10 protein-coding genes and 1 pseudogene are annotated in these 15537 nt (G+C 40.0%); 3 read left to right on the forward strand and 8 right to left on the reverse strand.

The genetic code is table 11. From position 1 onward, the window contains the following. The first annotated feature begins 129 nt into the window (after positions 1-129). On the forward strand, positions 130-306 hold the full coding sequence (locus ACFE90_RS26305) for a hypothetical protein (RefSeq protein WP_167407598.1): 177 nt from the start codon (positions 130-132) through the stop codon (positions 304-306). Positions 307-905: 599 nt separating this feature from the next. Here the strand turns inward: ACFE90_RS26305 and ACFE90_RS26310 are convergent. The 4 genes and pseudogenes from ACFE90_RS26310 to ACFE90_RS26325 all read right to left on the reverse strand — a co-directional run. Then, positions 906-1064, reverse strand: a pseudogene (locus tag ACFE90_RS26310) (GNAT family N-acetyltransferase); the annotation flags it as partial. A gap of 204 nt (positions 1065-1268) precedes the next feature. Next, on the reverse strand, positions 1269-1823 hold the full coding sequence (locus ACFE90_RS26315) for a pyridoxamine 5'-phosphate oxidase family protein (RefSeq protein WP_375505377.1): 555 nt from the start codon (positions 1821-1823) through the stop codon (positions 1269-1271). Positions 1824-1954: 131 nt separating this feature from the next. Next, positions 1955-2479: a DUF937 domain-containing protein gene (locus tag ACFE90_RS26320; protein ID WP_375505378.1), complete on the reverse strand. Its 525-nt coding sequence runs from the start codon at positions 2477-2479 to the stop codon at positions 1955-1957. Between the two features lie 132 nt (positions 2480-2611). Next, positions 2612-4315, reverse strand: a complete 1704-nt coding sequence (locus ACFE90_RS26325) for an ATP-binding protein (protein WP_375505379.1) — start codon at positions 4313-4315, stop codon at positions 2612-2614. A 457-nt stretch (positions 4316-4772) separates the two neighbouring features. Here ACFE90_RS26325 and ACFE90_RS26330 point away from each other — a divergent pair, with 457 nt between their 5' ends. Then, positions 4773-6326 (forward strand): YcjF family protein, encoded by a 1554-nt coding sequence (locus tag ACFE90_RS26330; protein ID WP_375505380.1) that lies wholly within the window; start codon positions 4773-4775, stop codon positions 6324-6326. A gap of 75 nt (positions 6327-6401) precedes the next feature. Here ACFE90_RS26330 and ACFE90_RS26335 read toward each other — a convergent pair whose 3' ends face one another. After that, a complete protein-coding gene (locus ACFE90_RS26335; RefSeq protein WP_375505381.1) occupies positions 6402-7064 on the reverse strand; it encodes a Uma2 family endonuclease in 663 nt (220 codons plus the stop codon). A gap of 283 nt (positions 7065-7347) precedes the next feature. Between ACFE90_RS26335 and ACFE90_RS26340 the strand changes: the two genes are divergently transcribed. Then, complete coding sequence (locus tag ACFE90_RS26340) at positions 7348-9111, forward strand: protein kinase (RefSeq protein ID WP_375505382.1); 1764 nt, start codon at positions 7348-7350, stop codon at positions 9109-9111. A gap of 152 nt (positions 9112-9263) precedes the next feature. Here ACFE90_RS26340 and ACFE90_RS26345 read toward each other — a convergent pair whose 3' ends face one another. From ACFE90_RS26345 to ACFE90_RS26355, 3 genes are all read right to left on the reverse strand, one after another. Next, positions 9264-10559, reverse strand: coding sequence for a response regulator (locus ACFE90_RS26345; RefSeq protein WP_375505383.1), 1296 nt, complete (start codon positions 10557-10559; stop codon positions 9264-9266). Continuing rightward, positions 10556-12982, reverse strand: coding sequence for an ATP-binding protein (locus ACFE90_RS26350; RefSeq protein WP_375505384.1), 2427 nt, complete (start codon positions 12980-12982; stop codon positions 10556-10558). The genes ACFE90_RS26345 and ACFE90_RS26350 overlap by 4 nt, the downstream gene beginning before the upstream one ends. A 335-nt stretch (positions 12983-13317) precedes the next feature. Continuing rightward, complete coding sequence (locus ACFE90_RS26355; RefSeq protein ID WP_375505385.1) at positions 13318-15453, reverse strand: tetratricopeptide repeat protein; 2136 nt, start codon at positions 15451-15453, stop codon at positions 13318-13320. Positions 15454-15537: the final 84 nt, after the last annotated feature.

Below are 15537 nucleotides of genomic sequence, written 5' to 3' on the forward strand. Positions count from 1 at the left end.
TGTTAGCGATCGCTGGTTTTTGATCCTACCTCACCAAATCGCGTTGCTCCCAATTCCTTCTATTGACTGTAGTCAAGATCATTACTTAGCTGGTTAGCTTGAGAGTAGCAACTATTAAAGGTGAAAAAGATGAATAAGACATTACTAACGATTTTGATGCTTGCACTCTTACTCTTATTCATCATCTCTCCCTTTGCTGCCCTTGCTAGTTTAATGATGATAGTATTCGTTTCGGCATTTTTCTCTTTACTAGGAAATTTGTTCCAAGTAATAATTGGTGGTGACACCGATCCTAAAGGGTCATGAAGAAGAATTCAGAAGTCAGAATTCACGAGCGGAGCCGGAGACGCCCCGCCTCCAGTCAAAATCAAGACACTCGTTCCTCGCTAACGCTACGCTATCAGTCGGGGATTCAGACCCGCGACTGATTCAAGACCCCCACCAAATCTAAGATTTGGTGGGGGTTTTGAATCTAGTTATTCAGACGCTCCTACGTCGCTAACGCTACGCTATCCGCTTTTTCGGTCAAAATTCATTCTGTTAGCGGATAGCTAAGGTTTAGCCCATTCTGACTCCTGGCTCCTGAATTCTGTTCGATAAAAGTAAAATTCCCAATGAAGATAGGGATTTCACAACTATTGTGATGTTACACCAAAAAGCCGCTTGCAACCTGCGATCGCTTTGGCGGCTTTCTTATTTACACTCCCTACAATTGACGAGCTTTTAGCTTAAAAATCAATTTTCATCTTAAAAGAGATGCTACCAACTCGATTGATTGTCTCACTGTCAGCAAGAACTTCCCAGCCAACTCGTTTATATAAACCTATAGCTGGATTTGTCGCTCTAGTACTAAGTGATATTGATGGATAAGATGTTTTAGCTGCTGCTAACAAATGTGTGAGTAACTACGTTCCTATGCCTTTATTTCTATGTTGAGGAAGAATGGCAATAGCTAGTTCAAGAGTTTGCTCATCAACATAGCCATATCCTTTATTTTCATCTGTCAATAGACGCAGCCATGCCGCTCCTACTGGTTGATTACTACTTTCTAAAATAGCGACAAAGCCGCTATCATCTTTATGTCCTCAATCTTTAACGTATTTTGCCAAATTAGGATTATTTATCACATCTTGCACTGTCAAATTACCTTCTTCTACCAGATGGGCTGCTTCGTAAAGCATTCACCAAAGGAAAGGCTCATCTTCTTGTGTGAGTGGACGAATAGAATAATCCATAACTCATACCCCAAAGTCCGCTTTTGTCTTTCTTTAAAATAATTTACTCAGTGGTGTGGCTAAACCGTCAAGGCTGACAATATTTTTCTGTTGTTGATATTCTCGAACTCCCTCTTCGCCTTTTTTACTAGCCCAGTTTACTAAAGTCTGGCGTTCACCTCGATATTCATAAAGTGGTACGCCAAAACCACAAGAAATCTGTATTTTTTCAATATCGGCAACGATAATTTGACGAGTTCCAGGAATCGGCACAAACAAAGAGTACAGAGAGTCCCAATCTGGAGAATTCGGTAAAATCGTCTTTCCTTGACCGTAAAGACGGAGGATACGCGCGGGTTCCTCAAAAGCGCAAAACATGAAGGTTATTCGCCCATTTTCTTGCAAGTGCGCTGATGTTTCGTTACCACTGCCTGTAAGGTCTAAATAAGCTACTCGGTTGGGAGAGAGGACGCGAAAGCAGCCTAAACCTTTAGGAGACAGGTTAACATGACCCGTAGGACTCAAGGGTGCAGAGCCAACAAAGAAAAGGTGTTGGGCTGCAATAAAACCTTGCTGTTCCTCAGTAATACAGTCAAAAACTTTAGCCATAGACTGTCTAATATCTATTTACAAGTTTTCTATCTTTTCAGCCTATGCCTTAGCTAAAAATCTAGCAAGGGCTAACTGCCAATGTCTAAGGGAATAGGGAATGGGGAGTGGGGAGTGGGGATTAAGAAGTGTTACCTTTGCATATACCGACTAGCCATTTGGATGGCATCAGCGATATCGACATCACCATCGCCGTCAGCATCCAAGAAAGAATTCAGTACAGAATTCCCGCCACCTTGGGGATTTTGAGCATTTGCACCTGATTGCAAAAAATTCAATACTAAAGGTACTGCTAAAGGCAGCAATTGTTGAACTACACCAGCATCTAATCCAGTGCGCCCGGCTGCAACCTGAGCTACCTGTTGTTGTATCTGAGGAGAAAACAACGAATTGACGGCTTGAGGGTTAGGTGAAGTCCCAGCATATTGATTAACTAGAGTTTGTGCGGCTTCATTACCATCTGTGGCTTGCTTTTGTTGTAAAGCAGAACGCACTTGACCACCAACAATTGATAAAACTGATTGGATGGTAGAAGGGTCTGTGCCAGTGCGATCGCTCATTTGCTGTACACTGTTAACAATACTTCCCAATTGACCTAAGCTGCCCTGTTGATTGGGGTTAGCAACGGCACCAAGAATTTGATCGAAAAGTCCCATAAGTTTGTTTCTCTCTTTGTTTTCAAAAAAGTTGCCAAAACTGGCGTAAGTCCACTAATAAATTAGAACACGCGAGCTTTATAGTGAACGAATAAAATTTAAAAAGCTACTAGCTTAAGGATGATAAATCGATTAAGCGATACCTGCTTTAGGCAGAGCCAACACAAACTCTGTACCTCGATTTAACTCAGATTGGCAAGTAATTTTACCCTGATGTTTTTCTACCACAATCTGATGTGCGATCGCTAGTCCCAAACCAGTACCAATACCTCGTGGTTTGGTTGTGAAAAATGTATCAAATATCTTTTTCTGATTTTCTGGCGAAATACCAGAGCCGTTGTCTGCAATTCGCACTATTACTAAATTATTCTGCCAGCATTCTGTGATAATGGTGATTTCAGGCATAAATTCGGGATTCTCTGCCGATTTTTGCTCCAAAGCATCAATGGCATTGCTAAGAATATTCATAAATACCTGATAAAGTAAACCTGTGTAGCCTGGAATCGGTGGAATTTCTCCATAGTTGCGAACAAGGTTAATACCATTTTTCAGGCGATTGTTCAGAATCAATAGTGTACTATCTATACAAGCATGTAGCTCTACTAACTGCGCTTCTCCCTCATCTAAACGAGAGAAATCTTTCAAACTTCGGACAATTTCTCGTGTGCGGTCAGTACCAATTGTCATAGAGTTGAAGAGTTTTGGCAAATCTACTTCAAGAAACTCCAAATCAATTTCTTCTGTTAAAGTTTGCAAAGCAGTGGAAGGATGAGGAACTTCAGCTTTGTATGTTTGTAGTAGCAATAATAAATCGTCAGTATAAGTTTTTGCATGTACGAGGTTGCCAGAAATGAAATTTATCGGATTATTAATTTCATGAGCGACGCCAGCCAGCATCCGTCCTAAACTAGACATTTTCTCACTTTGAATTAGTCGGACTTGGGCCTCGGCTTGTTGTTCTTCTAAAAGGTGCTTCACCTGTTGGATAAGCTGGTTCAGGGAGCTAGTTAAGGCCCCTACTTCATCTTCTGTGGTTACAGGCGCTTGCAAGTCAAAATTGGCTTCTTGGGTAACTCTTTGGGCAATATTCGTCACCGCGTTAATGGGATGGGCGATGATTTTACTTGTGTAGAAAGCCAGGATGGCAGCGATCGCCACTGACAGCAGCATACTACCAATAATAATCTGAGCTTGCATGAGTGTAGCCTTTTCTTGGGCTAGATCAGCTTTCTCTTGGCGTTCTTGAATTGTTTTGGCAAAGTCGGTTAACTCATGGGCAAATTGATAAAACTTTAAAGCATCCTGACTTTGACTGAATTTCGAGATTAATTGCTGTGCTTTTATAGCTCCCTCTGGCTGTGAAGTTAATGGCAAAATTTGCCGAATCAGCGACCTGAGTTGTTCAAAATATCCGGCTATCGTGATGTTATGCTTTGTGAGCAGAGCTTGTAAATCCTCTTGCGAACTGGTTTGACTAAATTCTTGTGCCTGAGAAAGCAACGTTTCCGCATCCGCCAGATCGCTTTTAAAATCAGAAATTCCCCTTTGTAACGCTTGCGGCTGCTGCAAAAAAGGCAGTATTTCTTGCTGGCGGATCTGTATTTCCAACAGTTTTCCTTGTAAACTACTTAACAAGCTTCCTTCTTCATCTATTAACAGATGATGTTGTCTGGCTTGTTGGAAGTAGCGATCGCCTATTACTAACCCTGCCGTTGTTCCCAAAAGTGCAACTCCCAAAGCCAGTCCGTACCCACAAAAAATCTTTTGCCGAATACTAAGCTGGTGAAATCTTTGTTGAACCCAGTTAAAGTAGCTTAGTTTAGGTATCGCAGTCATGGCATAACTCGCTGTTGAATGTTTTTAGTAGACGGTTTTTCATCAAAAACAAGAAATCCAGCCGCAAGTGAGAACACATTTGATACAAAATGCGCTCTCAGTTTATCAAAAAGGGCTTTTTCTACCCTGGTCAAAAATACTGAAACTATGAAGATTACAAGTATCTGTCTTCTGAACGACATCCCGCCCAGAACTGAAGTTCTGGGCTGATAGCGAAAGTCCACTCAAGTGGACTGAATTGCTTGTTTAGTCCACTTGAGTGGACTTCAACTATGAGACTCGGAATTCATTCCGAGGCGGGATAGAAACGCAGTGCGAGATTTAAAATTTTGTTAGTCAAGCAGATGAGCGTTCTTGGTTGAATCAAAAGCTGCTTCTTACTACCCTGGTAAAAAATACTGAAACTATTAAAATCAGAAGCATCTGCTTACTGAATACTCACTAATCTTTCCCAGCCATGCCTCTGTCACGCATAGTAACGCTGATTGTTGGTCTGATCGTCATTTTGGGGCTAGCCCTATGGCTAATTGATTCCCTATCGCGCCTCTATTGGCAATTGTCCTATTCGCCGTTGCTAGGCAATTTGCTGCTGTTGCTGCTGATTGTCCTCATTGGAGCGTTGGTTGCCGCTTTTGTCTATTACGTATTGGTGATTCAATCTGGGGAAAAGCGATCGCGCCGCAACCCGAAGCGAGTAACTGCGGCGCAAATTCCTGCTGGCAAATCTGATGCTGCTTCTACAACTCTCCAAGCTGTGCGCCAACAGGTAGGGCAAATTCAAGATGAAGTAGCACGCCAAGCTTTATTAAGTAAATCGCGGGAGATTGAAGCAAACTTAGCACGGGGTGAAATTCAAGTAGTGGTATTTGGTACGGGGAGTGCTGGTAAAACTTCCCTAGTTAATGCAATTATGGGACGCATGGTAGGTCAGGTAGATGCACCGATGGGTACAACTCAGGTTGGAGAAACCTATTGTCTGCGGTTGAAGGGATTAGAACGCAAGATTTTAATTACGGATACGCCAGGAATTTTAGAAGCAGGGGTGGCGGGAACGGAACGGGAACAAATGGCGCGAGAACTGGCGACAGAAGCCGATTTACTCTTGTTTGTGGTAGATAATGACTTACGGCGCTCAGAATATGAACCACTGCGGGGATTAGCAGAAATTGGAAAGCGATCGCTCTTAGTTCTCAACAAAACTGATTTATATACAGATGAAGATAAAGAATCCATCCTTGCAAGGTTGCGTCAACGGGTACGGGGATTTATTGCTACTAATGATGTGGTAGCGATCACTGCTAATCCCCAACCTGCACAATTAGAAACTGGCGAAACCTTCCAGCCGGAACCCGATATCATCCCTTTGCTGCGGCGCACAGCTGCTGTTTTACGGGCTGAGGGTGAAGATTTGGTGGCGGATAACATTCTTTTACAATCTCTGCGATTGGGAGACGAAGCCCGAAAACTCATCGATGGCCAGCGTCGCCGTCAAGCTGACAAAATCGTAGAACGCTTTCAGTGGATTGGTGCTGGTGTGGTATCAGTCACGCCGATACCAGTGGTAGATTTGCTGGCGACAGCTGCTGTTAATGCTCAAATGGTTGTGGAAATTGGCAGAGTTTACGGCTGTGAATTGAATATGGAACGGGGACGAGAGTTAGCCCTTTCTTTAGCGAAAACGATCGCTAGTTTGGGCATTGTTAAAGGAGCAATTCAATTATTATCTACAGCTTTGCAACTTAATGTTGCTACCTTTATTATTGGTAGAGCAATTCAAGGCGTGACAGCAGCTTATTTAACGCGAATTGCTGGTAAAAGTTTTATTGAATATTTTCGTCATGACCAAGATTGGGGTGATGGTGGAATGACAGAAGTTGTGCAGCGACAGTTTCAAATTAATCGCAGAGATGAATTTATTAAGGCTTTTATTCAAGAAGCGATCGCGCGGGTGGTGAAGCCGTTACAAGATAAATCTGAAGTAGTCGAACACGATGAAGAAATCAATAATTAAACAATTCAAATATTAGGCGGGTAAGAGTCAAAGTAAAAAGATATGGCTCGAACAGCAACTCTTAAAAATGCGGATTTAAAGTGTATTAGGGTCAATTTTTTGCTGTTGTAATTTAGCTAAAATATTTTGCAATTGTTCTTCTGGCGTTAAATACCTACTACTATTTTCGTCATACCAGTATAGCCATTCTCGTGTTTTTCCTTGATAGGTTCCTCTTTCAATTCCAATACCTAAACCAATTTCAGGCATCCAGAGTTTATCTCCTGGTTGTAAAATATATTTACCCTCAACTAAACGATAAACTTCTAAACGTTGTCGCTTTCGTCGCAGACGTGTTGGAGCATAAATTACATAATACAAAATACCTAAGTTAGCATAATCTGTTTTCTTTTGTTCGTATTCACCGTTGTAAGTTTGAGAAACAACCTCTAAAGCTAAAATCGGTGGAATTCCATCTTCTTCCCAAAGAACATAACTAGAACGTCCATTTTCTCCAACAAAACGTTCTACACCCAAGCTCAGAAATCCATCTGGAACAATGGCAGGGTTACTGGGTGTATAATAAATTCCCATGTTGATGCCGAAAAACCAATCATCACGGTTTTGCCAGATTAAAGCTAAAGTAGCTAATAATAAATTAGGAACTAATATTTGCAGTTCGTTATCCACAGGTGTATCATCAGAATCTGGTAATTCTACCGATGAAGGAAGACAGTCTAGCGGATTGTACTTGAACATAAGTAGTCCTCAATCCCAAAATCAAAATTTAAACTTATTTGCTCATAACTCAAGGGTAACTCAGGTTGCACATTAAACATTTTTGCTTGAATTTCATCGAAAATAGTCAATGAAATAAAAGATACAAATTTTAACAAAAAATTATATTTTATTACGAAAAAATACTTAAAAATTAAACTTGTATTAAGGTATCAAAATTCCGTTTATTTATTTCTAAAGTATTCCGGAAAGCGGAGGGAATGCCAGGAAAACTAAATAAAAGGACTTACTGAGTAACCAGGTCATGACCTACCACATAATCGGTAAATTACTACAAGGGCGTTACCAAATTATCCAAAGCCTGGGTGCAGGGGTATTTGGACAAACATACATAGCTGTAGACGTAGATTATCCAGAGAATCCCAAATGCGTTGTTAAGCAGATTAAAGTTAATAGTTCCGAATCTGGCTACTTGGAGATGCTGAGGTTACTGTTTCAGGCTGAAACCCAAACCCTCAAGCTTTTGGGAAGCCATCACCAAATTCCTGAATTTATTGCCTGCTTTGAAGAAAACGAGCGATTTTATTTAGTCCAAGAGTGGATTGAAGGACATGCGTTGGCTGCGGAACTGCCCATCGATCAACAATGGGGGTGTCTGTGGAGTGAAATGGAAGTTGTAGAATTCCTGATAGATGTCTTAGGTATTCTGGAATTTGTTCACTCTCAAGGCGTGATCCATTGCGACATCAAACCGGAAAACTTGATTAGACGTAATAGTGATGCCCAACGCAAGTTAGTTTTGATTGACTTTGGCTCAATCCAGTCTATCGATTTTGGCATAGGTGCGGAATTGCCTATTTATAGAATTCCCGTTACTTCATTGGGGTATATACCGCCAGAGCAATTTATTGGAGAAACACAGCCCAACAGTGATATTTATGCTTTGGGTATGATTGCTATCCAGGCTTTAACTGGGTTGGAACCATTACAATTAAAAGCTGATCCTTATACTAATGAAATTGTTTGGCGTTCTGAAAACACGCCAGTTAACGATTATCTAGCTGCTGTTCTCAGCCAAATGATCCGCTACAATTACCAAGACCGCTTTCAGTCTGCGAGTGACGTGCTGCGGGTACTCAAACAAATAATATGGGAACAGCCACCAGAAATATTAGAAGCAGATGATAAATTTTCTATAGAAGCGGCGGTTGAAAATGATAATCCTACATCTGGAAATTCATCTCCGTTATTAACAGGAATGAAAGTAGGACTGGCGGCTAATTCTTTAGTGATGGGATTTGGTGTATATTCTTTAATTAATGCTGCGCCTGCATACTCAGAAACAGAAACTTTATCTAAAGCCACACAAGAATATCAAGCAGGAGATTTAGAAGAAGCGATCGCACTTGCTAAATCAATTCCCTCCCACAGCAATGTTTATCCAGAAGCGCAAGCCACAATTGAAGAATGGCAAGAGCAATGGCAAGTAGCTGCACAGCAATACCAAATAGCTCAAACAGCTTTCCATGATAGCAAATGGTCAGATGTTATTCATGCTGTTGCTAACATTCCAAATATTTTATATTGGAAATCTAAAACAGATAAATTAGTTCAGCAAGCATACGTCAACATTGAAGCACAGACACAAGATTTATTAGCAAAAGCTTACGAAAGTGCCGATACAAAAGATTTTTCTGCTGCATTACAATATCTGCGGCAAATTCCTAAAGAAAGTCGTGCGGGTGCTTTAGTTCAAGACAAGTTAGCTGAGTACAATCGAAAGCGTCAGATTAGAGCGGCTTACTTTTTGCAGAAAGCCTATAAACAAGCATTGGTTGGTGATTTTGATCAGGCTGTAAAATTTCTCCGAAATATTCCCAACGATACTCTAGTTTATGCTCAAGCTCAAGTCAAATTGAATGAGTATACTCAAAAACAAGGTCTCCGGAATGATTATCAAAAAGTCGCTTCTGTAAAAAGAAAAAATTCATTTCTCTCTAAAAACTCAGCCACTAATATTGAATATATTCAAAAAGTAAATTACCTACAAGAGGTGAATATTCGCTAATTACAACAATTTTTAGAAACTTTTACATATAACCATTTGAAAATGCGAGTAGAGGCATAATATATTGTGCCTCTACATCTCTGCTCTATTCATCAGTCGGGGTTTAAATTCTGTCTGAAAATGTTTGTAATGCAATAATTAATTTTAAATTGTTAATGGATGGGTAGTTCAATGATAAACTCTATGCCTTCACCTGGTTGGGAATCGTATGTGAGTTTGCCGTGATGATTATTCACCACAATTTGGTAAGCAATAGATAAACCAAGCCCTGTTCCTTTACCGACAGGTTTTGTTGTGTAAAAAGCATCATATATTTTTGTTGCATCTGCTTTACTTATACCTGATCCATTATCGGCAATTCTTAAAATAACTTGCTCTCCAATTGCCTCGGTTTTAATTTTAATAACTCCAGGATTTTGATAAATTGTCTCAATATCTTTATTTTTATACTTTTCTTCAATTGCATCGATCGCATTACAAATTAAATTCATAAAAACCTGATTAATTTCCCCAGGAAAACACTCAACAAGTGGCAAGCTTCCATATTCTTTGACTAATTTGATGGTTGGTTGATGAGTATTATATTTAAACCGATGTCCGAGAATGAGTAATGTACTATCTAACCCTTCATGCAAGTTGGTTAGTTTTTTACCCGTTTCTCTGTGTCGTGAAAAGTTGTTTAAATATGACACAATTTCTGTAACGCGATCTGTACCAAGTTGCATGGATTGAATAATTTTAGATAAATCATTTAACAAAAAGTTGAAATCGCTTTTTTGAATCGCGGTTTTAATTTCTTCTGGTGGATCGGGCAGATATTTTTGATAAAGATGTAGTAAACTAACTACCTCCTGTACATACTGTTCAACAAAATTTAAGTTGCCAGCTATAAAATTGATGGGATTATTAACTTCATGAGCAATTCCTGCTGTAATTTGACCTAAAGCTGCTACCTTTTCTGCTTGAATCAGTTGGGTTTGAGTCTGTTCTAATTCGGTGTTTTTAGCGATTAAGGTTTTCGTCAAATTTCTCAGCTTTAGATGATTTTCAATCCGTACTAAGACTTCTTCATGCTGAAAAGGTTTGGTAATGTAGTCTACGGCTCCCAATTGGAAACCTTTGATTTTATCAGCAGTTCCTGAGAGGGCTGTCATAAAAATGACCGGAATATCTTGGACACGAGGATTGCTTTTTAGCTGTTTACAAGTTTCAAAACCATCTATACCGGGCATCATTATATCCAGCAAAATTAAATCAGGTAAATCATCATTTTCTAATCGCCCAAGAGCTTTCTCACCACTGCGTGCTGCCCAAACTTCAAAACTAGATTGATCCAGAAAGCTGGATAAAACTTGTAAATTAGCAGGGTTATCGTCAACGACTAAAATAATTCCCTTAGAAAAAGCGTAATTTATAGAATTTTTTTGGTCTTCAATAGTAGTTTTCATGCTGTTTCCATTGCATATTGAGTCAAGAAATTGAGGATTAAATCTTCATCAAATTGTCTTGCTAGTTGCCTTATTTCGCTAGCAAATGGCGCGAAGGTTATGTCTGTTTCCTCCAGTTGATCGGCCCACTTGAGAATGGCATTGAAGTTACCTTTACTGGCTAAGATGACCAGTTCCTGCAACACTTGGGGGGAAGGAGGGGTTAATTGAGCAGATTGGCTATTTGCTGTTGCTTCTTTGGCTTTTTCTCCATCAGGCTGAGATTGCTTGTAAATCCATACCAAATTTAAGTACTGTTCTAGTTGATGCAATAATTCATCTATATGTATAGGTTTGGTTAAGAAGGCGTTACCTCCAGCTTGCAGACTGCGATGTTTGTCGGCTTCAAAGACACTAGCGGAAGAGACAATAATCTTGACATTGTGAATTTCTGGAGTGTGACGCAGGTGTTCAATTAATTCAAACCCATCCATTTCTGGCATCAGCAAATCTGTGATGATTAAGTCTGGCTTGAGGGCGATCGCTATTTCTAAACCTTCTTTACCATTGCTGGCTTCAACTACATTAAAACCCAGTGGTTGCAGTAAGTTTGTAATCACTGTCCGATTCTCCCAGCGATCATCAACCATCAGGATGGTGTAGGGGCTACCCTCAAAGCCAATGATTTGTTTCTCTGATGCTGCGATCACAGATTGTACCCAGTCAGTCGCTTCAGGAATCTCCAACTCAAACCAGAAGCTACTCCCCTGACCGATCTGACTCTTAACATAGATATCGCTACCCATCATCTGCACTAACTGTCGAGTAATAGCTAAACCCAGCCCTGTACCTTCAGCTTGGCGCTTTTTATCACCCACTTGTTCAAATGGCAAGAAAATTTTGCTCAATTCTGCCGGAGTTATACCAATTCCTGTATCTTCTACGGTGCATCGAAGGCGATGTTTCTGCTGATCGCTGGAAGGTTGCTCGATTACTTCAATATTGAAAGTAACCTGACCTTCATCTGTAAATTTGATGGCATTTCCCAACAGATTCAATAGCACCTGACGTAATCTTTTGACATCAACATGAACCCCTGTAGGCAAGTTGATCGCGGGTTTATAGACAAACAAAATGCCTTTTTGTTTTGCCCGGATCTGGCATATTTCCACAATTCCTTGGAGAAAAGATGGCAAATGCACATCAACTGGATGCAGTTCTAGCTTTTTTGCTTCAATTTTGGAGAGATCCAAAATATCATTAATTAAAGTCAGCAGATGAGAGCCGCATTGTTCAATAATATTGACGTGATATTGTTCTTGATTCGGTAAAGCTGGGGAACGCAGTAAAATTTGGGCACAACCGAGAATGCCATTCAAAGGCGTTCGCAGTTCATGACTCATGTTGGCTAAAAATTCACTTTTAGCATGGTTGGCTGTATCAGCCGCAGCTTTAGATTTTTTCAGTTCAGCTTGTTCAAATGCTTGCACTTGCCACAAGACAGTAATCATGGTGACTGTCAATCCACCAACAATTAAGGCGATTAAATCGAGGAATTGCAATCGAGATTCGATATTTTCGCGGGGAATCACCAAGGCGACAGACCAATTAGCGGCTTGCAACGGCAGATAAGCTACATACTTTTTAGTGCCGTCAATTTCCATTAACTCAATTCCCTGTTGTTTGTTTACCATCTGCTGCGCGATCGCATTTAAATTGCGATCGCCAACTTTCAGCAGGCTGGGTGCAGGTTTTTCTACGGTTGACATTAACGCCGAGTTAGGATGAACGATCGCTTGCCCTTGGGAATTGAGGGCGAAAGCATAGCTATTCGCACCGTAGTAGAGGGAGTTGACAACATCTGCAATGTGATCGACTCTCACATTGCCGTGGAAAGTCCCTATCGGTGAACTACTGCTAGCAGAATTTGACCAAATCGGGGTAGATATCGCAATTAAAGAAATTCCTGTAGAACGGCTAATGAAGGGATCGGAAATGTTGGTCTTTCCCGCAATTGCTTTTTGAAAGTAGTCTCGATCCTGAATATTTTTATTTGCTCGACCAACTTTTGTATTGGAATATGAACCATCAGGGGTAGCTATTTGGAACAAGAAAAATTCATGAATCCGCTTGACTTCTGCCTTTAAATAAGGTTCTGCCACAGACCAGTTTAAGGAACGTACAGTTGAAGTATTCGCCAGAGTTTGTACCTCCACTTGACGAACGTGTAACCACTCCTCAATTTCAGCACTCCCTCTCTGTACCTCTAAAAAAGCGCTATGTCTCAAATCTTTGAGCATCATATTTCTAGCGGCTTGATAGCTAAAATAAGCAGAAATACTGACTATAAGGGTAGTGCCGCCAAGAATAAATCGAATTAGTAAATTTCGTGAGGGATGACTTTCTCTGTTAGTTGCTGATAGGCTGGAGTTTGCTCGTATCAAGGGTTAGCTCCTTAATGGCATAGTTCGGCAAGAAGAAATTCTAGGTTATCTTTAGATTGCCCAAGAAACTACCTATGCTCACAGCTTTTGATAAAATAATTAATAAATTTATAATAACGGCGTGTATTATAAGTTTTTATTTGATATTCTTTAAAATCAACTAAAATTCCAATTCTTGGCTATAAGAAGTGTTGTTAACAATTCGGAATTGCGAATTGTTAATGTACTAGTACCGCAAGGCGGAAGTCACGCATTCAAAAGTCAAAAGTCAAAAAGCTTTAATTTTGGGCTTTCTGGCTGTAATGAAATGGTAGCTTTATTTACGCCGTGCTGTACTAGGGTGTCGTTTGCGGTGAATTAGTAGCATTAGGAAATGGGAGAACTGGCACAATTACAGGTTTAGGCTTTGATATTTCGCCTTGTAGTTGAATTTGGGCTTGATTGCGCCCGTCTATTGCTTGTTGGTAATTAGGCTTGTATTTTATTGCTTGATCGTAAGAAGCGATCGCATCTTTAAACTGTTTCAAATTTAATAGCGCATTGCCTCTGCTATACCAGCTTTCAAAATGGTCTGGTTTATAACGAACTGCCTTATTATAAGACGCGATCGCATCTTCGTATTTTTGCAAAATGTATTGTGAATTACCCAAATTGTACCAGAGTTGATAATCTTTTTGCTTAAGCGTTGCTGCTTTTTTATAAGCTTTTATTGCTTCTTCATAACGTTGGGTTTGGTGCAGCGACCAACCCAGATTATACCATGCTTGATAATTACTGGCATTATATTTGATTACTTGATTAAAAGATTCAATCGCTTCTGGATAATGTTGTAAATTGAGCAGTACATTACCTCTGGATAACCAGGCTTGATAATAATTTGGCTTGTATTGCACAGCTTTATCATAAGCTGTAAATGCGTCTCGGTAGCGTCGTAAGTTGACTAAGGAATTTCCCCAATTATACCAGGCTTGCTCGTAGTCTGGTTTTAAAGCAACGACTTTTTCATAAGCTGCGATCGCGTCTTCATATCGTTTAGAATTTTGTAAAGCTAATCCTTTTTTATACCAAGCTTCGTAATTGTCTGGTTTCAACTCAATCGCTTTTTCATAAGATTGAATTGCTTGGTCATATTGATTTAAATTACTAAAAGCTTCACCCTTAGCATTCCAGACTTCCGAGCTTTTATTATTTAATTGTAAGGCTTTGTCAAAAGAGGCGATCGCTTCTTGATATCGTTGTAAATTTCCTAATATAAAGCCTCGTCCACTCCAAGCTTCAAAATAATCTGGCTGAATTTGAATTGCTTTATCATAGGCTGCTAACGCATCTTTGTATTTTTTTAATTTAGACAGCGTTTTACCTTGACCATTCCAGCCTTGAGCATAATCTGGTCTAATATTAACGGCTTTTTCATATACTTCTAATGCGTCTTGATAACGTTGCAAATCAAAAAGGGTATTTCCTTGCTTGGATAATTCTATGGCATTATTTGAATTAATGTGATTTAAAATTAATATTGATGCTATTGTGCTAACCCCAATTAAAAATATTGCTAGTAAAATTTTACCCAATATACCTTTTTTAGGTTGAGGTTTGTTGATATTTTTGGGCAAAGAAATAGGAGTTAATGCAATTGTCTGTGCGGGGGGTTGTGTTAACTCTTTCAGTGCTTGTAATGCCACCGTTGCCGAAGGATAACGTTGGCGAAAGTCGTAGCATACCATCTTATCTAAGAATTGAGCGAATTCTGGCGTTACCGTGGCTTGATTGTGCCAGATAATTTCATTAGTATCGGCATCTTTTACTATTTCCTCTGGTGACAATCCAGTGAGAGCTTGAATAGCAATTATTCCCGTAGCATAGATATCACTGCTTAATTTTGGCGTACCATGAGCTTGTTCTCCAGGAATATATCCAGGTGTACCTATAGCAACAGTACCTTTAATTGAGCCTTCAGGAAGAATCACCTGGGTAGTAATTTGTTTAACTGCACCAAAATCAATTAAGATTAATTTGCCATCTGGGTGGCGTCTGAGGATATTTCGCGGATTAACATCACGGTGAATTACATTCTGTTGATGGACAAATTCTAAGATTGTTAAAAGTTCTTGTAAAAGTGAAATTACTTGCTCTTGACTCCAGGTTTTACCCGGGATTAATTCTAGACTCAAGTCATGCCCTTCGATCAATTCCTGTACGAGATAAAATTCGGCGTTCTCCTCAAAGTAAGCTAAAAGTTGGGGAATGCGATCGTGAGTTCCTAATTTATACAGAACTTGTGCTTCCGTATCAAATAAACGCCTAGCTGTCTCCAAAGTTACGGGATCACTTGCCTGGGGTTTAAGTTTCTTAACGACACATGGAGGTGAACCGGGTAATTGTGTATCACAAGCCACAAAAGTTTCACCAAAACCCCCACCTCCCAAGTTACTAATTATTTGGTATCTTCCTACAAGTGTGTTTCCCAGCATCTCGTTTGCCTAGTTAAGTGCGATGCGATCTGATTTCAATCTTGCCACACGTTAAGGGAGAGTAGGGAAGGCAGGGGGCAGGGG

Origin of the sequence: uncultured Nostoc sp. (assembly GCF_964245445.1) — a bacterium.
In the GTDB taxonomy this organism is placed as follows: domain Bacteria; phylum Cyanobacteriota; class Cyanobacteriia; order Cyanobacteriales; family Nostocaceae; genus Nostoc.

Coding starts and splice junctions, on each gene's coding strand:
- ACFE90_RS26330 (WP_375505380.1), top strand. CDS start 4,773: ATGCCTCTGTCACGCATAGTAACGCTGATTGTTGGTCTGATCGTCATT.
- ACFE90_RS26325 (WP_375505379.1), bottom strand. CDS start 4,315: ATGACTGCGATACCTAAACTAAGCTACTTTAACTGGGTTCAACAAAGA.
- ACFE90_RS26305 (WP_167407598.1), top strand. CDS start 130: ATGAATAAGACATTACTAACGATTTTGATGCTTGCACTCTTACTCTTA.
- ACFE90_RS26335 (WP_375505381.1), bottom strand. CDS start 7,064: ATGTTCAAGTACAATCCGCTAGACTGTCTTCCTTCATCGGTAGAATTA.
- ACFE90_RS26320 (WP_375505378.1), bottom strand. CDS start 2,479: ATGGGACTTTTCGATCAAATTCTTGGTGCCGTTGCTAACCCCAATCAA.
- ACFE90_RS26355 (WP_375505385.1), bottom strand. CDS start 15,453: ATGCTGGGAAACACACTTGTAGGAAGATACCAAATAATTAGTAACTTG.
- ACFE90_RS26340 (WP_375505382.1), top strand. CDS start 7,348: ATGACCTACCACATAATCGGTAAATTACTACAAGGGCGTTACCAAATT.
- ACFE90_RS26315 (WP_375505377.1), bottom strand. CDS start 1,823: ATGGCTAAAGTTTTTGACTGTATTACTGAGGAACAGCAAGGTTTTATT.
- ACFE90_RS26345 (WP_375505383.1), bottom strand. CDS start 10,559: ATGAAAACTACTATTGAAGACCAAAAAAATTCTATAAATTACGCTTTT.